Raw genomic sequence first — 22,364 nt, 5'->3', positions numbered from 1 at the left:
TAATGAGTCTTTGATACTCGTGAATGAGTCTTTTATCTCCGTTAATGAGTCTTTGATACTCGTGAATGAGTCTTTTATCTCCGTTAATGAGTCTTTGATACTCGTGAATGAGTCTTTTATCTCCGTTAATGAGTCTTTGATACTCGTGAATGAGTCTTTTATCTCCGTTAACGAGTCTTTGATACTCGTGAATGAGTCTTTTAGCTCCGTTAATGAGTCTTTGATACTCGTGAATGAGTCTTTTAGCTCTGTTAGGGAATAAAGAAAGGGTTAAGGGGGAAGGGAAAAGGGAATTTTGCCCCTTAAATGTCCCCTTTACCCAGATTCCGCAAAAAACCTATTTTCCCAAATATCCACCCAACCGCCTTAAAAAGGCTTGCTCTAATTCCCTCCTTTTTAAGGAGGGTTAGGGAGGATCAAGTCTTAGCAAACTACGCACTGCTTGTTCTACATCGCTTTGTTTAACTAAAGACTCTCCGATCAAAACTGCACGCGCACCAGCTTCAGCGATAAGAGATAAATCAGCAGGTGTATACAGTCCAGACTCGCTGACGACGGTGATATCCAAACTTTGTAATTGTTGTTGACGCTCTGCTAAAAGTTGCTGTGTTGTTTTTAAATCAAGGGTAAAATCTTCTAAATTACGATTGTTGATTCCTACTAAACTTAGGTTGTCAAGCTTTAGCACTCGATCCAGTTCAGCCAAGGTATGGACTTCTACCAGTGCATTCATGCCTAAATCATGAATTAGTTGCAAAAAATCTTGGAGTTCTTGATCTGATAAAATGGCGGCAATCAGCAAGACTGCATCTGCACCTGCTGTTCGTGCTAAATAAATTTGATAGGGGTTAATGATGAACTCCTTGCACAGTAGGGGTAATGCTACTTGTAATCGCACAGCCCGCAGATTATCAAAACTCCCCTGAAAAAACTTTTGGTCAGTCAGGACTGATAAACAAGCTGCACCACCTCGTTCATAAGCTTGAGCAACAGCTACCGGGTCAAAATCTGCGCGGATAATCCCACGGCTAGGTGATGCTTTTTTTACCTCGGCAATTAAGCTAGGTTGGTTAGGATTTTCTTGCAAAGCATTCAAGAAATTTCGCACAGTCGGGGCTGCATTTAACTGTTGTCGCAAGGAGGTTAAAGGCAGTTCTTGCTGCATTTGTGCGACTTCTTGCCTTTTATGCAACACAATTTCTTCAAGAATATGGCGGGGAGGGGCAACTTGGTTAGTCATAAGCAGCTAGGGGGAGTGGAGAGTGGGTAGAGACGCGATTAATCGCGTCTGGGTAGAGACGCGATTAATCGCGTCTGTACAAAGTGGGGGAGTGGGGGGAGCAGGGGAGAATAATTAATAACCCATGCCCAATGACCAATGACCAATGACTAATGACTAATGACCAATGACTAATGACTCTTCAACTTGCGTATATGCACGCACTACATTTTTAATGATTTCCAAACCGACTTCTCCCGCTAGAGTCATGATTGACTCTGGATGAAACTGAACGGCGGCGATGGGAAGTGTCTGATGTTCAATGCCCATAATTACGTCGTCATCAGAAATCGCTGTTACCTTGAGTTCTTTTGGCAAACGTTGCGGTAGGGCAAATAATGAATGATATCTACCCACTGGAAAAGATTGTGGTAAATTTTTGAAGGTTACGGAATTAGGATCGGTGACGAAAATCCGTGAAGATTTACCATGTTGGGGATAGTTGAGGACTCCCAATTCTCCATCAAATGCTTCAACGATGCTTTGCAGTCCCAGACAAACTCCGAAAATAGGAATTTGGCGATGAAGAAGGGCGCCGACTGTCTGGGGAACCCCAAAATCACTTGGTCTACCAGGGCCAGGAGATAAAACAACTAAGTCAGGGCGTTCTGTATCGAATAGAGATTCTGAGAAACCATGACGGAGTGTAGTAACACTTGCACCAGTTTGGCGAATGTAATTGGCTAGGGTATGAACAAATGAGTCTTCGTAGTCTATTAGTAAGATGCGTTTGCCAGCTGAGGCACAAGGTAGGATTTTAGTTAATTTTATAGAACTGGATTCATCAATTTTCTGACTCGTTTCCTTTACACGACGAATCGTCTCAAATAAAGCAGCAGCTTTGGTAATTGTTTCTTGTTCTTCTGCTTGAGGTATGGAGTCATAAAGGACTGTAGCCCCAACTCGCACTTCGGCGATGCAGTCTTTTAATCGGATTGTCCGCAGAATTAATCCAGTATTTAAATTCCCATTGAAATTTAAATAGCCAACTGCTCCACCATACCAACGTCGGGCGCTACGTTCATGCTGTTCAATAAAATCTATTGCGGCTCTTTTGGGTGCGCCGGTGACTGTAACTGCCCATGTATGCGAAAGAAAGGCATCTAAGGCATCAAATTGCGATCGCAGTGTCCCTTCAACGTGATCTACTGTATGAATCAGGTGGCTGTATAATTCTATTTGACGACGACCAATCACTTGTACTGAACCAGGTTCGCAGATTCGGGATTTGTCATTGCGATCGACATCAGTACACATGGTCAACTCAGCTTCATCTTTGTGGGAGTTGAGTAACTGACGAATTTGCACGGCATCGTCAAGAGCATCTTGTCCCCGGCTAATAGTGCCACTAATGGGACAGGTTTCTACCCGTCTACCTTCAACCCGCACAAACATTTCTGGAGATGCGCCAATCAGATATTCTCCACCTAAATTAAAAATAAACCCATAAGGACTAGGATTTATTTCTTTTAAAGTTTCAAATAGTTTGCTGGGTTCATCTTCATAGCCCTCGAAAAAGTTTTGACTAGGAACTACTTCAAATAAATCGCCTCGGCGGAAATAATCGAGCGCACCCTCAACTTTTTTGGCATACTCGCCTACTTTATGGTCAGCAGTTTGATTTGGGAGAAGATGTTTCCCTTGATAATCTACAGACTCACCTGTTCGAGGAAGACCATTAGTGCTGCCATGCGCTGTTTCAAATTCATATTGTAAACGAAATGCGCGTTGCTGATAGTAGTCAACAACTATCAAGTCATCAGGCAGATAAAGTACTAAATCCCGTTGATCTGTAGGACGTTCTAGACGTTGGGTAATTGGTTCAAACTGAAAAACTAAGTCATAACCAAAAGCACCATACAATCCTAAATGCTCGTCTTCTTGACTAGAAAAAGTGTGTAAAATTTCGCGGACAACTGTAAATGCTGAAGGTTGTTTACTGCGTTCTTCTTCAGCAAATAGTTTTTTGGTAGGTTTAACAAAGCCTACAACATTGTTATTGTCTAGGGTGACTTTCTCCAGTTGGATTGAGTTGGATAAACACTCTAATAGTAATGGCAAAAGCACCCGACCGCGTTCATTTAACGCTATCAAAGTAAAAGCATTGTCCTGTGTAGTCAATTCCAATGGTGGATTGACAAATCCGATCGCCCATCTTTTGTATCTGCCTGGATATTCGTAACTGCTCCTTAACAAACCTCCACGCTGAGAATTTAAGTGGAATAGAATGTCTTCGAGAGCAGTGTCCATCTTAACTTCTGTGATGGAGCGAGAAACAAGTACACCGCCAAGGGTTTTGTAGGAACGGGAATCAAAAATCATAGAGAATATCTCTGGAAGAGTTATTAGTCAAAAGCCATTAATCATTATTGATAACTATCTTCAAATTAAAAACAAATCCAGATAATCCGATGTCAATTTAATTCAAACTATCCAAACCTGCGTATTCTTTTAAAAGATGTAATGAAAAACTTTTTGCTTCTTATTTAACAATACTAGATATCAAGCAGGTAAGACATTGAATAATTTTTCGATTAGGTGTCAATTTATTCGCTTTTTATACTGCTTTTCTAGTACATTTCCTAATAGTGCTGGTTGAAAATCTCCGCCTCCCTCAAAAGTAGTAGATCATCTCACAACCTCAGCGTTCCTTTGCGCTTCCCTCAGCTACCTGGAGCGTTTAAAATCCAATCCTAAAACTCCCTCAACAGCGATATTGCCTGCCTATACAAAAACAAATCCACCTCATGAACCTCAATTCCTTTTCCAATTCGTTGTAACAGCATCAAAGTCAACTCTCCCCCCAAATGTTCGCGGAACTCAGTTAAACCCCGAAACAGACAATGAGGATGTTCCAATTGTGATAATTTCTCAACCAGTTCTGGCACATACAACGTGAAACCCAACGCCGATAAAGTACTTAATATCTTTTGCCACTCTGAACAATCCAGCAATCCTACCAAATAGGAATAGGTGCTATCCAAAGCAATACCGATCGCAACTGCTTCGCCATGACGCAAGCGATAATTTGTCAAATGCTCCAGTTTATGAGCCGCCCAATGTCCAAAATCCAGGGGACGAGACGAACCCATTTCAAAAGGATCGCCGCTATTGGCAATATGTTCTAGGTGCAACTGGGCGCAACGATAAATAACTTGTTGCATAGTATCCATGTCTCGCCGTGCAAGGGCTGGGCTGTGAGAGTGGATATAATCAAAAAAGCTAGCATCCTTAATCAGCGCCACTTTGACTGCTTCTGCGATTCCAGAACGCCAATCGCGATCGTCTAAGGTTGTCAAAAAGGCAGAATCATTTATAACTGCATAAGGTGGCGCAAATGTGCCGAGAAAGTTCTTTTTACCAAAGGCGTTGATGCCATTTTTCACCCCAACCCCGGAATCATTTTGTGCTAACACCGTCGTCGGAACCCGAATCAGACGAATTCCCCGGTGAGCAGTTGCGGCTGCATATCCTACCAAATCCAATACAGCCCCACCCCCGATCGCTAACACGTAACAATGGCGACATAATCCGGCTGCTTCAATCTGTTGGTGGATTTGATCTACTAAATTGCGATCGTTTTTAGCAGCTTCTCCTCCCGAAATTATCATCGGTTCGGCTGCGATCGCTACTATCTCTGCATAAAACTTGGTATACGCTACTAATTGCTTAACCAATTCCGGTTGATGTTGTAATATTCCTGCGTCTACTATCGCTACAACTTTCTTCGGCTTTGTCTCCCCATCTGCTGTAATTACTTGGGCTAAGGTAGGGTTTTTCAACTCAAATAAATTTTTGGTGAAGTAAACCTCATAGTTGAAAGTAACCGAAACACGTTGATGAATTGGTTGCAGATTGAATTTACTTTTTTGCTTAATGTCAATTACCATGTTTTTGCTGATATATTTACAAGTGTGGCACAATTGAAAGCTTGAAGGAACATTTCTACCGAATGAGAACCATTTATTTTTACTTTATTATTGATGATGAAGAACGGCACGCTGTTGATGCCATTCGGTCGAGCAAATATTGATTCCGCTACGAAAGCTTTAATCGTAGCATCATCACTCAATTGTAGGCGTAATTCCCTAGAATCCATTTGGTAAGCTCTACCTATGGCAATCAGAACTTCAATATCTCCGATGTTCAAACCGTCTTCAAAGTAAGCTTTATAAATGGCTTCTACGACATCGTTTTTTACCTTTGCTGGTGCGAGTGTAATCAATCGATGCGAAAGCTTAGTATTGACAGCCAAACGGATTTTTTCAAAATTTAGCTTGACTCCAGCAGCCTCACCTGCATATTGCGTAGAATCAAACAGATATTGCAGTTCTTGGGCTTTGATGCCTTTTCTATTTTGCATAAAGCTGTGAAATTCGTACCCTTCATCAGGAATGGTATTGTCGAGAATAAAGGGATGCCACCGGATATCTACTTCTTTTTCTGGCCATTGTGCCAGTGCATCAAACAGATGCTTTTTACCAATTCTGCACCAGGGACAAACGGGATCGTGAAAGATGTCTATCAGCATAGTTTTTATCCTTCAAATGCTAATATTTGTATGCATCTGGGGTTTAAAATCTCGTTGGAGATCGGTTGTATTTAAAGGCTGTAGAAAAACGTTGATTTTTTCTTCAAAAAAGTTTTGAGTAATTTCAAATTCCTGAATTAGTGCGTCTCTATCTTTCCTTGCTACCAGTCTTGCTAAACGGCTGTAAGTCTTAGCTAAAAAGCTAATTGCATTACACCTTTCTTCTGTAGCTAGCATAATATCAACACATAAATTAGGATTTTGAGAAAACAAACGTTTAACAATGTCAATTTCTTGACGATAGTTAGGTGTTGACATTGTTAAGCTCTGCTCTACGTCCACTTGTACTTGTGCTAAGAAAACACCAAGACTAAATCTACAGAAATGTTGCGTTGCTTGAATAATCACCATCATTTGATCGTGTTCTTCAGGCGTGCAAACAATTACTTCTCCACCTTTACTTTTGATAAAGTCTAATAACCACTGAAATGAATCATCATTTCGACCTAGGCACACTACCACCTTTTGTCCCAAAAACGATTTGATATTTGGCCCAAACATTGGATGTAAACCCATGACTGGGCCGGAATGGTGTTCGAGCATCGCCTGAGTTGGCTGAGTTTTTACGCTCGTGATGTCACACAAAGCTGTATTTGAGCCAAGGTATTTCGCTGCACGCTTGATAACATCAACTGTATGTTCAATAGGAACGCTTACTAATACTAATTCTGCCTGACTTAACAGTTTATCTGCGTATTCCCAATCTTCATGTTCGAGAATGCTAACATTGTGACCTACAAGCGAAAGCTGCTCTTGAAATAATCTTCCCATCCTGCCGTGTCCACCGATGATGGTAATTTGTCGGGGAGTGACATGATTTGTTGCAGATTTAGGAATCAGAGTAGCATGACAACTATTTACTACACTTGCCCAAACAGACTCAGGAATACCAGCTTGAGCGAGTAGGGGAGCCACATCAGCCAGTTGTTCATCTAAAGAAGGTTGTTCTGATGCTGCTAATAATGATATGCGATCGCTCAATAAGGCGATCAAGCTTTGGTCAGTTTTTTTAAGCTGATCTGAATTAGTCATTTGTCATTTGTCATTTGTCATTTGTCATTTGTCGTTGAGAGACTACGCGCACAAGGGACGTGGTATGTACCAAAAAGTCTTGATCAACAAGTGATTCCTTAGAACTCAATTCGGGCAAGAGATCCAAATTCGTTGCTTTTTTGGCGATCGCATCCGAAAATAAGTCTTCATACCGATCTAGCGCTTGCTCAAAGGAATAGTTTTCTACCGCAAACTTTCTTCCTTTGCGTCCTAATTGTGCTGCTAATTCCGGCTGATTATATAAATCCAGCACCGCCCCAGCTAAAGCATCTGCTGACTCTGGCTCAACGATAATACCGCCACCACTTTCTTTGATAGCTTTGGCAGCAGTACCGGCGGCGGGAACTGAACCGACAATTGGGCGACCACTGGCTAACAGCAGTGGTATTTTAGAAGGCATATTGAAGGAAATCACATTGCTCTTTTGCACAATCAACCCGACATCTGCGGCTGCTAACATTTGCGGTAGTTTTTCTCGCGGTTGCAGGGGTAGCAGCAAAACGTTATCTGCACCACAAACAAGACAATGTTTTTGCAACCTTTCGAGGGCTTGGGGTTCGCCTGCGATCGCAAAGACAATATCATTAATATGACGCAACCGAGATGCTGCTTCTATTACTGTCTCCAAACCTTGCGTCAGAGCAATATTACCTGAATAAAGCACTACAAATTTATCATCGAGTTGATGGGTAGCTCTCCAAGAATTATTCTCCTTCGGCAAAGGGCGGATAAAATTTAGATTCACCCAATTGGGAATGCAGGCAATTTTATTAGCAGGTACACCTTTATTTATTAAATTATCTACAAAGCCATCAGCAATCACGCTAATGGTATGTACAGTTCGGTAGGCAAATTTTTCTAAAGCTTCCAAAGCTTGAATCATCAACTTATTTTTAATTAGCCCAACACGCACAGCAGCTTCCGGGAGGATATCTTGCACGTTCAGCACTACTGGGCAGTTGTATAGCCAAGCTATTAAGGTTGCAGGTAAACAAACTAGTAGCGGCGGCACTGTTAAAAGAATTACATCAGGTCGCTCACCCTTAAGGGCTTGTGGTAAACTCGTAAAAACAAAGCTCAACTCTAGCAGTAGCCTGTCTATAAGGTTAGGTTTAGACTTAATCCGCAGGTAACTACGCTGAATTTTGACACCGTTTTTATGTTCAGTAACGTATAACTTCCCTCGATACCCATCGTAAATCTGACGCTGAGGATAGTTAGGCATACCTGTGATTACTCGCACTTGATGCCCTCGCTTCACCAGCCCTTCTGCTAGTTCAGTCATTAAAGGTGCAATACCAATTGGCTCTGGATGATAATTGTATGAATAAATCAGAATTTGCATGAACTGTTAATGTGCTGAAAGCAGCTTGATAATGTTGGCTTTATTGTGTTATCCAGCTTTTAACTCCCTTGTTCCGGATTTAATAACCTGAAATTTTCGTAGAAAAGTTTGTAGGATGTGTTACCGCCGAGAGTATAGCACCGAATTTATTGAGATGGTGCGTTAGCCAAGGGCATAACGCACCCACGAAACAGAAGTTTTAGATTTTGTTTAATCCACTTCAGCCTCTGAACTCGGAACTTCAGCCTTTGAACTCGGAACTTCGACCTCTGAACTCGGAACTTCGACCTCTGAACTCGGAACTTCAGCCTTTGAACTCGGAACTTCAGCCTTTGAACTCGGAACTTCGACCTCTGAACTCGGAACTTCGACCTCTGAACTCGGAACTTCGACCTCTGAACTCGGAACTTCAGCCTCTGAACTCGAAACTTCGACCTCTGAACTCGGAACTTCAGCCTCTGAACTCAATACAGTTCAGTTAAGCCTAAAACTCAACTCTACGTAGGTTGGGTTGAGGAACGAAACCCAACACTTCCGTGACTTTGTTGGGTTTCACTTCGTTCTACCCAACCTACAATTTTCTTAAGTGAACTGTATTGCCTCTGAACTCGGAACTTCGACCTCTGAACTCGGAACTTCAGCCTCTGAACTCGGAATCGGTCACTTTAGTGCTACTCAAGCATGAGAACTCAGCACTGTTTTTCCAGTTACTTCTCTAAACTGAAGACTGGCTTTTGTTGTCCACGTTTCCGCAATGTGATGGTAGCAGCCCCAAGTCCGAGCAATGCTAAACCCAATGCTGAACTAGGTTCAGGTACTTTAGTTCTGTCTTCTACGTTTAGCACTTGGACGCGACCTTGGAAGAAATCGCCCACATAAAGCTTGCCATCTTTGTAGCTTGTGCCACCCGTCCAGTTAAATCTGCCGGGAGTGAGGTCGAGGGGATTGCCAAAAGGAGGACCAGTTAATGCTGGAGGCGGTACAGGGTTACCTGATGCATCGCGGGCATTTTCACCGAAGGAAGTCAAGAAGTTACCGTTTTTATCAAATACCTGTACGCGGCTGTTGATAGAATCAGCTACATAAATATTCTCTTCTTCGTCCACTTCGATGCCAATTGGTTGAAGAAACTGTCCAGGTTCGCTACCTACTGAACCAAATGCCAACAGAGGGTTACCATTTGGATCGAGTACTTGAACGCGGTTGTTATACTGGTCAGCTACAAAGATATTTCCACTAACTGGGGAAATTCTTACACCTGCTACACCTTGGAATTGTCCAAGTTCAGTCCCAGCGGTGCCACCAATTACACCAAGTGGCTGTCCGTCTGCGGTGAATTTAAGAATCCTTTCGCCGTTAAAATCACCTATGTAGAAGTTGCCAGCTTTGTCAAATGTTACACCAGATGGTCCAAAGAAAATCCTACCTGGTATGAGACCGGTAAATTCTCCATTTGCAAAGGATCTAATAAAGTTACCCTGAGAATCGTATTGATTCACGCGGTTGTTGTAAACATCACCTGCATACAAATCCCCTGTTACTGGATTAAAGTCTACAGTTGTTGGCTCGTCAAACTGCCCCGGTCCTGTGCCGCCGGAGCCAATTGCTCCAATATACTGACCGCTTGGACTAAATTTTTCAATTTTGTTACCGAGGTTGTAGTTAGGAGTACCATCCGCTGGGTTAATACCGCGTCCGTTAGCTATGAGGGTATTCCCTTGGCTATCCACCGCTATACCTTGGGGAACAAACAGTTGCCCAGGGCCGAAGCCAGGTTCGCCGATACTTCTGTCGTAAGTTAATGTTACAGCCTTGGCTTGGGCTGCTGTTGCCAGCACCATGAATCCAGTACCGAGAATGCCGATTGATAAATTTTTGACTAATCCCATGAGTTTGAAGTCCTGGTTGTATGAGTGTATACTCTTTCCTAGACTAATTTTGTTCCCAGTCCCAGTTCGGGAACCCTAATATTCGGGCTGCTGCCTCCTGTTTGAAATGCAACTTTCTGTGTGAGGCAGCAGCCTATTCTCTAACTATTACCTGACACCAGGTAATGAGGAATTAGACTATCTCTGCTTTGGGTAGTAACTCATCCAACTTTTCTGGACGTTTGCGCTTGGCGATCGCAGCAGTTGCGCCTACAGTAGCAAGTGCTAGTAAACCAACTATTGAACCAGGTTCGGGGACTCTTTTTCTAACGACACCATCCACCCGAACAACCGATCCTATATCTGGGCCAACACCGCGCTTGGTGATGTATATTTGCCCGTCAGGGCCAATATCGATTCCAGCAGCCGACTCCAGCCCTTCACCGGCAGTGACGAGGGTTGTGCGAGTTAGATCAGGAGCAACTTGAATCAGAGAACCAGGGAGGAACTTTAAGTCACCCTTCAATTGAGATTTGTCGCTGAACTGTAACACCAGCAAATTGCCTTGATCATCAAAGGTTAGGTCAGTGATGTGCGTAAACCCATCCAGAAAAACCTCTGGGTTCCCATCTTCGCTGATCCGGAAGATCCGCGATTCACCTTCTGGATAAGGAAAACCCGTATATTCACCAACGTACAAGGCTCCATCGGGGCCAATTGTGCCACCTGTAGATACCGATTGAATTGCTATCTTTCCTCCTGGAAGTATATCTATTAACCCTGGAGGCAATTCTTGCCCTGGTGGTAAAGGTGGCAATTTTGAAGCACTAAGGACTTTCTTGGGAATTCCAATTACCTCAGACTCACTTCCGTCAAGTTTGATTTTGTAAGCGGCGTTCCCACCCCCGTCAACGACATAAGCAGTGTCGCCATTAACGGTCAAATCAAAAGGATTGCTAACTACATCCCCACCATCTGGATTATTAGCGATTTCATACTTGGCGAAGTCGAAAATGCTGTCCAGCTTCCCGCTATTCAAGTCAACTTTGAAAAGTTGTGCTAAAAGCGGGCTATTCAGTACTTTATCGGGTGTGGATGGGGGAAAAGTAACAAGTTGCTGCTCTGGAATAGGGAATTGAGAACCAAAGTTAAGTGTTTCTAAATCACGATTTCCTGGATAACCAGCAAACCCAGTCAGAAGATAAGCATTCCCTTGAGAGTCGAATTGTATGTCTTGAATACCAGCACCTTGGTTGCCAGTGGGTTGTTCTGCTAAAGATTGAAAGTTATTAAGTATACGCTGTTTGGTGCCGTCTGATGTAACTTTAACGAGTGAACCAGTGTTACCAGCACAGATAGGCTGAAACAGTGTACTTGGAGATGGTTGGCAATTCCCGTTTCCTCCGATACCTGGCTCTGCTACGTAAAGAGTCCCATCGGGGCCAAAGCTAACACCCCGTGCATTACTGACTCCATCGACAATTGTCGTTAGCGTTGCAGCTTGTACAGATGGTATTCCACAAATAGCAGCAAAACAAAATGTAACAGATGTAAGAGCAAATGACTTGAGTTTCATACCTTTGGAGATTGAGAGTTAAATAAGTGGAAACTTTTATGGTTTTAAAGACAACGAATCCCAGTCTTTGAAGAACGCAGGATTGGTTTGAAACTCTTTACTTGAGCGCCACAGCTCCATTTACGGGAGGTTTAGTAGCTCTCTTCTTGTGCAACCAACCAACGCCGAAAGCACCGATCGCTAATATGCCTAAAGCAGAACTCGGTTCAGGGACAGATTTGATATTTTCAATTCTGAGAACTTGTCCAAGTCCAGGGCGATCGCCTCGGTTTGTGACGTATACTGCACCATCAGCACCAATAGTCAAGGCGCTAGGCGACTCTAATCCATTCCCACTCAGAAGAGTTGTACGTGTCCCATCGGTAGCTATTTTGATGACAGAACCATCAAAATCACCCTTCCAAGCTGACTGATTGGCGTACTGCAAAGCATATAAATTGCCCTCAGGATCAAATTCCAAGTCTGTCAGTTGGGTAAAGCCATCGGCATATACTGATGGTTTGCCATCAGCACCGACTCGATAGATTTTTGCCCCACCTTCTGGGAAGGGAAAACCTGTAAATTGGCTGATGTAATAAGCGCCATCAAGGCCTTTTGTCACACTTGAGGGTACTGCTTGGGTTGCAAACTGCGATGGGCGAAGCCCCGCCGTAGGCGATCGCACCACTTCACCTTGAGATGGAACCTGTGCTGGTTCATTAGATGGTGTACCGGAGGGTGGAAAGACGGGATTAGCTAATATGTCTTGGGGGAACGCAACTATCGCCTGCAAATTACTGCCACCAGTATTAACACTGAGTAAGTCGTTTGCACCGGCATCAACTGCAACTAAATTGTTGCCATCTATGACAAAACCCAAGGGATTGCTACCGACATCACCACTATCGGGATTATTGGCGAGTTCATAGTTAGCTAAATCGGCAATACTCTTCCAGGAATTGGTATTAAAGTCGGGAGCGATGATTTTACCGAGGTCAGTGTTACCTAAATTGCGATCGCGAAAGGCTGGATTAGCGCCATACCCAATTAGAATATAAGGTTTACCTTGAGCATCAAATTTGATATCACGAGGCCCGGCGGCTCCAGTACCATCTGGTAATGCTAAGGAAGAAAGTCCTGTAAGTATGCGTTCGGTTTTACCATTCTCAATTTTGGTAACTGCCCCACTTGTGCCATAGCATAATGAATCGCCTTGACCGCTTGCTGGTGGAACACAACCTCCACTTCCCCCTATTCCCGCCTCTGTAACATAGAGATTACCATCAGGGCTAAAGCTCAGACCTCCAGCGTTATATAGACCGTCGGCGATTACTGAAAAGGATGCAGCTGAGGCAGCTTTGATTCCAGAAAAAGCGGCAACACAAAAAGTGAGGATAGTAATGGTAAGTTGTTTCAGTTTCATATTTTGTCCATTGTCATTTGTCATTTGTCATTTGTTAGTTGACCAATGACCAATGACTAATGACCAATGGCTAGTGATTCTGGAGTTTTTGGTAGATAGCTCATTCCCCGGTCAAATGATTTGAGGTTTCCAGCTTTGGCTTCGAGTAAACGTTTGATGTTCATGCTCTCAGCGCCAAAGTCTTCAATTTGAAGTTTGCCGTGGGTGACGGTTCCATCTGTTTTCCAGAATGTGATTCGATGCAGGATGAAACCTGAAGCTTCGGGATCAGCGAATGCATAAGCGGTTGGGATGAGTAACGCTACAGAACGCTGATAATATTCGTAGTCTGGATAAAAGTGTTCTTGTTCAAGCAAGTAGTATTTGCTCAGACTATGAACCCGGACGGAAACTTTTACCTTCTGGTCATATTCATCTTTGAATTCACCGGAATCAGAGGTAATATTACCATTTGGTCGCAGTAAATGTGCCCACTCGTCTACGTTTTTTAGGTCTTTTAAGTATTCAATGCCGATTTCAATTGGGGCATCAACATAGATGGTGTCAGTATCGATAAAGTGGCTTCCTTTGGCTGCTGAGGTCAGACCAGCCTTGCGTTCTAAATTACCTTTGAGAGAACGACACTCGGAAGTGTGTACCGTGTGAATTCCCTGCATAATCATCTGAGTTTGCCGTTTTGGATCGACAAAGCTTAACCAATGGAAGTATACGCCTTTTTCATCTGTTCCCGGCTCGATGTAGTCGGTGGGAAATAACAAAACTGGGTAAACCTGAAAATATTTCTGATACTCTAATCCACAGTGCCACTCAATGCCGTAGAAAAGCGGATTTTCTAATTTTTTAACATGATAATAGAGGTTTTTGTGATAACCAGATGCAGTTCCGAGCCAGGTATCTTCGTCAATTTGCTCTTTCATCCGGCTATAAAGCGTCCATTCGTCTAAGTTTTTTAAACTACAAAGATACTCAAAGGCGCTCTCTGGTGAAGTAGCAATGTAAGCTGATGTTGCAAAGGTATTCTTTTCCACTTTTTACTCCTTAAGATAATAACAATTAAGCTGCGATCGCTTTAGTCCTGTTTCGCTTACCGCTCTGAATCCGGTCTTCTGCCAATCGTTTGGCAGCATCGTTGGTAGTAATTCCCTGCTGTTTAGAAATATTAAAAATCGCTAGTAGTGTGTCATAAATGTTATGCACTTGCTTAAAAGCTTTTTCTTCGTCATAGCCAATCATTTCGTTGTAAACATTGATTAGCCCTCCGGCATTAATTACATAATCAGGGCTGTAAAGAATGCCTTTTTTGGCAAGCATTTGACTATGTAGTTGCTCATTCTCCAATTGATTATTAGCTGCACCAGCAATAATAGAAGCTTTTAGAAAAGGAATTGTATGACTATTAAGAATTCCTCCTAAAGCGCAAGGAGCAAAGATATCTACATCAAGAGAGTAAATCTCGGCGGGTTCTACAATACTTGCGCCAAAAAGCCGTTTTGCTTCTTCCGCTTTTACTGGATCTACATCGCTAACAAAAAGTTTGACATCATGCTCATGTAAGTGGCGACAGAGGTTTTTACCTACGTTTCCTAAACCTTGAACTGCAACTTTCATGCCATCAAGTCTTTTGCTTTGCCAACGAGACTCTACAGCAGCTTTAATTCCTAGAAAAACTCCTAGTGATGTTATGGGAGCAGGCCCGCCAGACTTTTCTGATACCCCAACAACATGTTTGGTTTCTTGACTGATTGTCCGCACATCGCCGGGGGTAATATTGACATCTTGTCCGGTAATAAAACGCCCATTCAGACTATCAACAAAACGTCCGTAAGCTCTCAACAGATCATCTGTTTTATTTTCAGGATTAGCGATAATGACTGCTTTTCCGCCACCAGCCGGGATGTTGGCACATGCAGCTTTATATGTCATCCCACGACTCAGACGAAGTGCGTCTTTTAAAGCAGCTTCTTCGTTGACATAAGGCAAGAGTCTTGTAGCTCCCATCGCTGGGCCCAAGGTCGTGTCATGGATAGCAATAATTGCTTTAATTTCGGGATTTTTACCATGACAAAAGAGAACTTGTTCGTGACCCATTTCTCTAACAGTTTCAAATAGCAGCATTTTCACCTCTCGATATTGTTTGGTATTGGTTAGAGAAAGTAATTTACATTACAAAATGTAAAGATATAGACACAAAAACGCTCTGGAATATTAAGATAGGATGAAGTAAAAAAGAGTAATGTTCTAAAAAGCAAAAATTCCAGTTGATTGGGTATAGTTTTTTGGCTGGAATAAAGTTTTTACCACTTTTAAATTCATCCTTTGTCTTTTGCTGAATGGTTAAGATGTTTTAGTGTCTATAACAATTGAAAGAAATTGTCAGGTTTTAAAGTCATACCATCGGAAATGAAACTTGTTTGGCTGGATTTTTAGCCGAACTTGATTTAACTCCTTGTGCTGCTAAACTTTTATTACGTCCACCAGAGGGTGCTGGTCGATCAGCGTCAATCACTACATCGATTAGAAAGGGAACGTTTGATGCGATCGCTTGTTGTAATGCTGCTTCGATATCTGACTCTCTGAGGACTACAACCGCTTCTGCTCCCATACCACGAGCAATCATGGCGAAGTTTGTTGGTGGGAGTGTTGCATCTGCGCCCTTTAATCCCAAGATTTTCATCCCTTGATGGCACATGTTGTAACGCGCATCGTTGAGTACAATCCAGATTGCAGGAATTTTGTATTTCACAGCTGTGCTGATTTCGTTATTCATCAGCATTGCTCCATCGCCGACAATTCCTACAGCCTTGCTATTGTTCGCCAGCGCTGCACCCAATACTCCTGTGACGGCGTGACCCATTGCGCCAACTCCGGTGCTGACTCGGTAACGATTGGCTTCGGAAAATTGGAGTAGATGAGTTGACCAAGTAAACGAGTTACCACATTCCGCCATTACTACGGCATCGCTATCTTCAACAATTATCTTTTGAATTGCTGCCATCAATACTTCTGGCCGCACTGGATAATCTACGTCTGGTGCAGGTTCAATTGCTTTTTGTTCTGGACGAGGTAGTGGCATTGTGGAATCAGGAGCATCTGGTAATTGCTGCAACAACTCTTCCACAAAAGCTTTGATATCAGACCGAACTGCGAAAGTTTCAACGTGTGGATAGGCTACACCCGGTACTTCGGGATCAATATCTACATGGACAAAACCTCCTTTTGGAACTAGCGCCGAACTCCAGAAGGAAGTCGGTTCACCAAGGCGGGTTCCTAATACGAGTGTGCGTAGTGGAGGTTGCTGTTCCATATAAGTTAAGACGGAAGCATGACCGCCTAAACCTGTAACACCCACAAACTGAGGATGATCTTCGGGGAAAATACCTTTACCACGGGGTGAGCACATGACTGCTGCTCCCGTTCTTTCAGCGAGTTCAATAATTTCCTCTGCTGCGTCACGCGCACCGAAACCAACCCAGATAGCAAAGGGGCCAGATGATAATAACTCTACAGATTTAGCGATCGCTTGTTTTGAAGCAGTCATCGGAAACGGAGTAACATCTAGTTGAGGCAAGGATATATTCTCAACTAAACTTGTCTGCACTGCGGTGGGAATGCTCAAATGGGCGACAAATCCGCCTGGTTGCGCCATAGCCAAAGCAAGTTTGCGGAAAATCTGCGGTAGTTGAGCCGCAGATTCAATAGTGATTGCATAGTTGAATAAGGCTCCTGGGGTAAAAATTCCCCCACTGGGCAATGTGTAAGTGCTGGTTTCTTGAATTGCCCAACGTCCACGCTGCGGTGCTGAGGTACAAGCCGACAACAAAATCACCTTTGCACCTTCACCACGAGCTGCAAATAACCCGGTGAGGGCGTTAGTGATCCCCGGCCCTGCTGTGGTAAAAACTACAGTAGGACGATTATTGGCAAAGTATGCTTCGGTCGCTGCAAATGCTGCTCCTGATTCATGGCGGAAGTTCAACACGTCGATGCTGCTATTTGACAGCGCCCCCCAAAGGCTTGCCATCGCACCACCTGCGACACCAAAGGCGTAGCTTACTCCCAAATTTACCAACATCTGAGCGATCGCATCGGCAACTGAGAGCGTTGGGGGTGTTTCGTCGTTTAAAAAAGGCTGAATTCCACCGTTATTCTCCGATTCATCAACCTGACGAGAAACGTCAGACACAGATTCTACATATCTGTTTGCTGGAAATTCCTTGTATGGCTCAGTGGTGATGAGAGGAGAGTTTGAACCAGTATAGTTTTGACTCATTAGTTTCACGCAATTACATAAAATTACACAAAGGCTTTCTAGTTTACAATCACAGTGATGGCAATATTTAATACAAACGACTCTGTTGCTTTCACAGCTATGACCTAGCTTAGTCGTTCATAGAAACGGTTAATCGCTGCTGATTGATGCAAGTGATCGCACTACCAAAAATTTTTACCAAAAGCATACAGCAATCAATACTGTGCTTCTTGTGACCAGAATAAGGGACATAAAGACTGTTGTGCAATCAAATATTCTTTGATGAGGGTGTCAAATCTTTCGTTTTTACTATCATGACTACAGTGCTTAAGTAGGTTGGCGGGGAAAAACTAAACCATATAAAGGTCTATAAACCAGCAACTAAGCTTAATTCAAGCACTTCTCATAAACTTTACAAAACTTCATATAGTTAAGTTTAATAACGCTGACTTAATTAATGACCCGCTTGCAGAGATGCTTGCTTTGTGATCTTTACTATAATCAAAACCTATTTGCAATGAAAAATCTTTTGAATAGGCTGTCAATTCTTTCGCTTTTATCGTGATTGCGACATTTCCAACCTAGTCATTCTGAAAGATTGATATACTGCGATCGCACTTAAGACACATTACCAAATTTACAATAGAAAATCTTTTGATCGGGGTGTCAATTCTTTTGCTTTAAGACTTGCACAACTTTTATATTTTTTCGCAAAGGTTATCTAGGGAAGCCAGCGCCCTAATGAGACAGTCCGATCTTCTCCGAAGTAGCTTGTTTCTTAACTTTTTATATTTCCTTTGAGAGATGACTAAACATTCAGTACGTAATTACTTGACAAAATATGTTTTTGATAATACATATTTTGCTAACATATATTTAGTATAAGAATATAATGTTGCTTTATGAAAAAACAAACACAATAATATACGTGAAAATATACGTATATTTTTTGATACGAATGTACTCCTTACGACAGATGACTAAGCATATAATTCTATAGTTAAATTTCTGAGAGACGAAGTTAAGATAAATTAAGAAAATAAATTGAGCAGTAAAATTTGTTCATCTAAGCCAAGCCCAGCACTGCAAATTCATTTACAGCAGTTTTCTGTTGCATGAAGTACAAAGCTATGGGTTTTGAGGCAAGAGGGAGGAGGCAGAAACTCTTTATATCTAATGCGTGAGTGCTGCATTTTGTACCTCACATAAAAAGCAAACTGCTGTATGCTGAAAATCAAACGACTTTACACTAGTACAGCAGGCGGGTAAATCCAGCTACAATCTCAATTAACAAGACAAGTTGCTCTGAGTAACTGGTTAAGTTTACTAGTAGTTCGCCAAAGTCCTTGGTTGCAGAAAGGTTAAAAGATAAAAATTTTTATCCTTTAACTTTTTCCCAGTCGAAACCCGGCAATTTTAGGTTGGTAAACCATTAGTTAGCTCTGGTGCAGGGCTAGTTTAAATTTAAAATACCTTTTTTACTTATAGATTAAGAGTTTTGAATTCTTATCTAATAAGGTTTATTGACTAATCTAGATTTGATTTGTCTAAATTTTGTGTTTTCATAAAAAGCTGTTTAAGTCAATAAAAAGTTTTAACTAAATATTTAGTTTTTTTAGGAAAATTTGGTTTAATAATTCACTTTTTATTGGTATGATAAGTTTTGTTAACAGGATTAGTAATATTTTTTAATTTACTAACTAATCTTATTTTTGAACAGCCTAGCGGTGCTCCAAAGATTTTAGTAAGTTATGACTATTAACTCATTAATGGCTATGGTACTGATTGATTACCAGGAGGAAGTAGGAATATGAATTCTGGCGATTATACATTAGCTAGATCAAACAATCAATGGGTGCTACAACCAGAAGTAGAGATGAAGTTTGCTCACTTCCTAATAAATCACGCTGTAGATGCTGCGTTCTGTTTAGGAGAAAACGCACAATTTCTCTACGTCAACGATGCCACTTGCCGGATGACTGAGTATTCCCGTGAGGAATTACTTTCGATGAGGCTGCATGATATAGATGTAGATTTTTCTCTGCACAATTGGTCAGATATTAGTTCCCAGAATTCCCTTACCTTTAAATCTCGCTACCGGACAAAAAGAGGTCGGATATTTCTGGTAGAAATATCCATTAGCCATGTAAAACAACAAAATATGGAATTTGGCTGTGCTTTTGCTCGTGAGATAAGTGATGAAATAGTAGAACTGAGCGTGCAAAAGTGGACTGATGAATTAAGGGATGCCAAAGACAATTTGCAACAGGAATTTTATCAACTCAAGGCAAAAGAAGTAGAGCTAGAAACATCTCTTTCTTTACTTCGTTCTACTCTCGAGTCTACTGCCATTGGTATTGTTGCAGTTAACTTTGAGGGAGATATTCTGAGCTTGAATCAGAAATTTGTGGACATGTGGCAGATCCCAGAGTCCCTAATACTATCTAAGAAATGTCCTCGATGCAAAGCCTTTTTTGAGAATCAACTTAAAGATCCCCAAGCCTTTAGTCGGCTTATTTGGGAAGTGTCTAGCCAATCTGATTTCGAGAGCTACGACATTTTGGAGTTGAACAATGGAAGAGTTTTTGCACACTACTCTAAACCTCAGTGGCTCGAAGGCAAAATTATTGGTAGAGTGTGGAGTATTTGGGACATTACTGAATCGAAACAGACTGAAGAAGCATTGCGGTTGAACGCAGCTAGATTTAGGACTTTAGCAGAAACGACAGATGTTAGCACTTTTCTGATTCAAGGCACGCGACTTTGCTACATAAATCCAGCAGTGGAGAAACTCACTGGTTACACAGAAGAGGAACTGCTTACAGGTTTTGATCTTCGCAGACTGATTAAAAGCAAAAAAGGCAGACAGATACGTAAGCAGGGTGGAGCAGCTAAGTTTGAATATCAGGAGATGAATATTCTGACAAAAAACGGCACGGAGCGCTGGCTAGCTTGCGCGGTTGCAATGCTGGATGGAGGGCTGGATTTTGGTGGAAAACCAGTAGAAATGATTGCAGGCATCGATATTACCGATTACAAATATGCAGAATTAGGTCTTAACCAAGCTTTAGAACAAGCAAAACAACTTAGCGAACTGAGAGCGCGTTTTCTTTCTATGGTTTGCCATCAATTCCGTACACCACTAAATATTGTTTCATTTTCTAATAGCTTACTAAAGGAAGAAGTAGACAAACGTACACAGAAAAAAATACAACCACTACTAGATCACATTCAAAAAGCTACCGAACAACTCAGTCAGATGTTGGATGATATTTTGTTCTTCTCTAAAGCAGAAGCAGCAAAAATAAACTGTGAACCAAAACCACTTGAGTTAGTTGGGTTCTGTAATGATTTAGTTGCCCAAATGCAGATGAGCGTTAGCCAAATTCCGATTAATTTTGTCAGTCAAGATAACTCTTTAACAGCCTGCATAGATAAAAAACTGTTAGAGCCGATTTTGAAAAATTTACTCGACAATGCAATTAAGTATTCTTCCTCGCCCATTGCAATTGATTTGAAACTTTTTTGCAAAAATGAGAAAGTAATTTTTCAGGTCAAAGATAGGGGGATCGGTATTCCAGTAACAGATCAACAACGAATATTTGAGCCATTTTACCGTGGTACTAATATTGATAGTATACCTGGTACTGGATTAGGGCTATCAATTCTTAAAACTCTTGTAGATTTACATCACGGTCAAGTCTCTGTAGAAAGTAAAGTTGATGTGGGCACTACGTTTACTGTGATGTTGCCATTAATCAAATCAGAGTTTAGTCGTTCCGAGTTATGAATGTTGAAATTAAGAGAATTCTTAATTAACAGCTTAACAATCATAACTATCGGAAAAAAATAATTAATCTCATGCCTATTTACATATAGCAATCCGATTTTATTTTTGAACTTATTGCGTAGGTGGGGAGTGGGGAGTAAGGAATTAGCCCTTTCGAGTTCAGGGCGAGTTTTTTCAAAAATCAAATATGAGTCCTATACTCACCAAAGAGTATAGTAAGCAGCTTCTGCAAAAAGTTATGGTAATAAAAATTATGCATGAATCACCAAAGAAAATTCTCGTCATTGAAGATGATAACGTTACCCGCAATCTTTACTTAAAGGGTCTTGAGGCTAAAGGTTTTGATACGATAGGTGCTGACAACGGTCTTGCTGGTATCCAACAAGCACAAGAGCATATACCCGACTTAGTAATTTGCGATATCACAATGCCTGATATGGATGGTTATAGCGTTTTAACTACGCTACGCCAAGATCCTGTTACAGCAATTATTCCTTTCATTTTTCTGACTGGCAGTAGTACCAAAGCAGATGTTCGCAAAGCTATGGAATTGGGAGCAGACGACTATCTTACCAAACCCTCTACACTAGATGAATTACTCAGAGCGATCGCTATTCGCTTGCAAAAGCAAGCTACTCTTCAATACTGGTGGGCTATGAAATTGGAAAAAGCTCCACAATCAGTATTTGCAGATAATACTACAGCGATCGCTGAAGGTGTTAGCGTTGGCGTTGGCGTTGGTGATAGCGAAGCGGTAGCGACGTTAGGAGCGTCAGCCTCTGGTAGAGAAGCCCCTGATACAGAAATCATGATGCCTCATAAGTCAATTTTTCCCTACATTCCCCAATTAAAAGAAGTTTTCGACTTTATCGAAGCCCATTATCATCAAGGAATTACTTTGTGTGATGTGGCTGTTGCTGTTGGTTACTCACCTGCTTACTTAACTAACCGAGTAGCAAAGCAGACAGGCGAGACTGTAAACTGCTGGATTGTCAAACGCCGGATGGCGGGAGCACGTTTTCTACTCCAAAATAATGATCAGACAGTCGAGAAAATAGCGAAAGCATTGGGCTATCAGGATGTGTCTCATTTCTCCCGCCAGTTTCGCCAACATCACGGTTTACCTCCCCAGGCTTGGCGCAAAGAGCATCAACTTGTATCGCAAAAACAGGTAAAACTTTGGCAAAATTGCTAAAGCATAAATACAGCAA

At 41.9% G+C, this 22,364-nt stretch carries 16 protein-coding genes; 3 read left to right on the top strand and 13 right to left on the bottom strand.

Annotated elements, in window-relative coordinates; translation table 11 throughout:
* The coding region (locus LC653_RS25280; RefSeq protein ID WP_229497463.1) for a hypothetical protein at window positions 1-262 on the top strand (262 nt) is incomplete at its 5' end.
* Between the two features lie 144 nt (window positions 263-406).
* Here the strand turns inward: LC653_RS25280 and trpC are convergent.
* The 13 genes from trpC to scyA form a co-directional block, all read right to left on the bottom strand.
* The gene (gene trpC / locus LC653_RS25275; RefSeq protein ID WP_229497462.1) at window positions 407-1,240 is read right to left on the bottom strand and encodes an indole-3-glycerol phosphate synthase TrpC; all 834 of its coding nucleotides are present in this window, start codon (window positions 1,238-1,240) and stop codon (window positions 407-409) included.
* A 156-nt stretch (window positions 1,241-1,396) separates the two neighbouring features.
* Window positions 1,397-3,601, bottom strand: a complete 2,205-nt coding sequence (locus LC653_RS25270) for an anthranilate synthase (RefSeq protein ID WP_229497461.1) — start codon at window positions 3,599-3,601, stop codon at window positions 1,397-1,399.
* A 371-nt stretch (window positions 3,602-3,972) separates the two neighbouring features.
* Window positions 3,973-5,169: a 3-dehydroquinate synthase gene (locus LC653_RS25265; protein WP_229497460.1), complete on the bottom strand. Its 1,197-nt coding sequence runs from the start codon at window positions 5,167-5,169 to the stop codon at window positions 3,973-3,975.
* A complete protein-coding gene (locus LC653_RS25260) occupies window positions 5,163-5,810 on the bottom strand; it encodes a DsbA family oxidoreductase (RefSeq protein ID WP_229497459.1) in 648 nt (215 codons plus the stop codon). The genes LC653_RS25265 and LC653_RS25260 overlap by 7 nt, the downstream gene beginning before the upstream one ends.
* A 12-nt stretch (window positions 5,811-5,822) precedes the next feature.
* Window positions 5,823-6,902, bottom strand: a complete 1,080-nt coding sequence (gene tyrA, locus LC653_RS25255) for a bifunctional chorismate mutase/prephenate dehydrogenase (protein WP_229497458.1) — start codon at window positions 6,900-6,902, stop codon at window positions 5,823-5,825.
* Window positions 6,903-6,912: 10 nt separating this feature from the next.
* A complete protein-coding gene (locus tag LC653_RS25250) occupies window positions 6,913-8,268 on the bottom strand; it encodes a glycosyltransferase family 4 protein (RefSeq protein ID WP_229497457.1) in 1,356 nt (451 codons plus the stop codon).
* A gap of 210 nt (window positions 8,269-8,478) precedes the next feature.
* The gene (locus LC653_RS25245; RefSeq protein WP_229497456.1) at window positions 8,479-8,736 is read right to left on the bottom strand and encodes a hypothetical protein; all 258 of its coding nucleotides are present in this window, start codon (window positions 8,734-8,736) and stop codon (window positions 8,479-8,481) included.
* Between the two features lie 239 nt (window positions 8,737-8,975).
* The gene (gene scyF, locus LC653_RS25240) at window positions 8,976-10,157 is read right to left on the bottom strand and encodes a scytonemin biosynthesis PEP-CTERM protein ScyF (protein WP_229497455.1); all 1,182 of its coding nucleotides are present in this window, start codon (window positions 10,155-10,157) and stop codon (window positions 8,976-8,978) included.
* Between the two features lie 172 nt (window positions 10,158-10,329).
* A complete protein-coding gene (locus LC653_RS25235) occupies window positions 10,330-11,712 on the bottom strand; it encodes a ScyD/ScyE family protein (RefSeq protein WP_229497454.1) in 1,383 nt (460 codons plus the stop codon).
* Between the two features lie 97 nt (window positions 11,713-11,809).
* On the bottom strand, window positions 11,810-13,114 hold the full coding sequence (locus tag LC653_RS25230; protein ID WP_229497469.1) for a ScyD/ScyE family protein: 1,305 nt from the start codon (window positions 13,112-13,114) through the stop codon (window positions 11,810-11,812).
* Window positions 13,115-13,170: 56 nt separating this feature from the next.
* Entirely contained in the window at window positions 13,171-14,142 is a 972-nt protein-coding gene (gene scyC / locus LC653_RS25225) for a scytonemin biosynthesis cyclase/decarboxylase ScyC (RefSeq protein WP_229497453.1), read from the bottom strand.
* A 25-nt stretch (window positions 14,143-14,167) separates the two neighbouring features.
* A complete protein-coding gene (gene scyB / locus LC653_RS25220; protein WP_229497452.1) occupies window positions 14,168-15,229 on the bottom strand; it encodes a tryptophan dehydrogenase ScyB in 1,062 nt (353 codons plus the stop codon).
* A 271-nt stretch (window positions 15,230-15,500) separates the two neighbouring features.
* The gene (gene scyA, locus LC653_RS25215; RefSeq protein ID WP_229497451.1) at window positions 15,501-17,384 is read right to left on the bottom strand and encodes a scytonemin biosynthesis protein ScyA; all 1,884 of its coding nucleotides are present in this window, start codon (window positions 17,382-17,384) and stop codon (window positions 15,501-15,503) included.
* A gap of 1,789 nt (window positions 17,385-19,173) precedes the next feature.
* Between scyA and LC653_RS25210 the strand changes: the two genes are divergently transcribed.
* Window positions 19,174-21,153 (top strand): scytonemin biosynthesis sensor histidine kinase, encoded by a 1,980-nt coding sequence (locus tag LC653_RS25210; RefSeq protein WP_229497450.1) that lies wholly within the window; start codon window positions 19,174-19,176, stop codon window positions 21,151-21,153.
* Window positions 21,154-21,406: 253 nt separating this feature from the next.
* The gene (locus LC653_RS25205) at window positions 21,407-22,348 is read left to right on the top strand and encodes a response regulator transcription factor (RefSeq protein WP_229497468.1); all 942 of its coding nucleotides are present in this window, start codon (window positions 21,407-21,409) and stop codon (window positions 22,346-22,348) included.
* Window positions 22,349-22,364: the final 16 nt, after the last annotated feature.

Source organism: Nostoc mirabile CHAB5784 (assembly GCF_020829645.1).
GTDB classification, from domain to species: Bacteria; Cyanobacteriota; Cyanobacteriia; order Cyanobacteriales; family Nostocaceae; genus Nostoc; species Nostoc mirabile.
Note: the sequence above shows the minus strand (reverse complement) of the source record. Positions and strands in the feature narration are given on the sequence as shown.

Excerpts from the sequence above, each read along its gene's own strand:
- scyA (WP_229497451.1), bottom strand. The coding sequence starts at position 17,384 with ATGAGTCAAAACTATACTGGTTCAAACTCTCCTCTCATCACCACTGAG.
- LC653_RS25260 (WP_229497459.1), bottom strand. The coding sequence starts at position 5,810 with ATGCTGATAGACATCTTTCACGATCCCGTTTGTCCCTGGTGCAGAATT.
- LC653_RS25265 (WP_229497460.1), bottom strand. The coding sequence starts at position 5,169 with ATGGTAATTGACATTAAGCAAAAAAGTAAATTCAATCTGCAACCAATT.
- LC653_RS25210 (WP_229497450.1), top strand. The coding sequence starts at position 19,174 with ATGAATTCTGGCGATTATACATTAGCTAGATCAAACAATCAATGGGTG.
- LC653_RS25235 (WP_229497454.1), bottom strand. The coding sequence starts at position 11,712 with ATGAAACTCAAGTCATTTGCTCTTACATCTGTTACATTTTGTTTTGCT.
- LC653_RS25250 (WP_229497457.1), bottom strand. The coding sequence starts at position 8,268 with ATGCAAATTCTGATTTATTCATACAATTATCATCCAGAGCCAATTGGT.
- scyF (WP_229497455.1), bottom strand. The coding sequence starts at position 10,157 with ATGGGATTAGTCAAAAATTTATCAATCGGCATTCTCGGTACTGGATTC.
- tyrA (WP_229497458.1), bottom strand. The coding sequence starts at position 6,902 with ATGACTAATTCAGATCAGCTTAAAAAAACTGACCAAAGCTTGATCGCC.
- LC653_RS25270 (WP_229497461.1), bottom strand. The coding sequence starts at position 3,601 with ATGATTTTTGATTCCCGTTCCTACAAAACCCTTGGCGGTGTACTTGTT.
- trpC (WP_229497462.1), bottom strand. The coding sequence starts at position 1,240 with ATGACTAACCAAGTTGCCCCTCCCCGCCATATTCTTGAAGAAATTGTG.
- LC653_RS25230 (WP_229497469.1), bottom strand. The coding sequence starts at position 13,114 with ATGAAACTGAAACAACTTACCATTACTATCCTCACTTTTTGTGTTGCC.
- scyB (WP_229497452.1), bottom strand. The coding sequence starts at position 15,229 with ATGCTGCTATTTGAAACTGTTAGAGAAATGGGTCACGAACAAGTTCTC.
- LC653_RS25205 (WP_229497468.1), top strand. The coding sequence starts at position 21,407 with ATGCATGAATCACCAAAGAAAATTCTCGTCATTGAAGATGATAACGTT.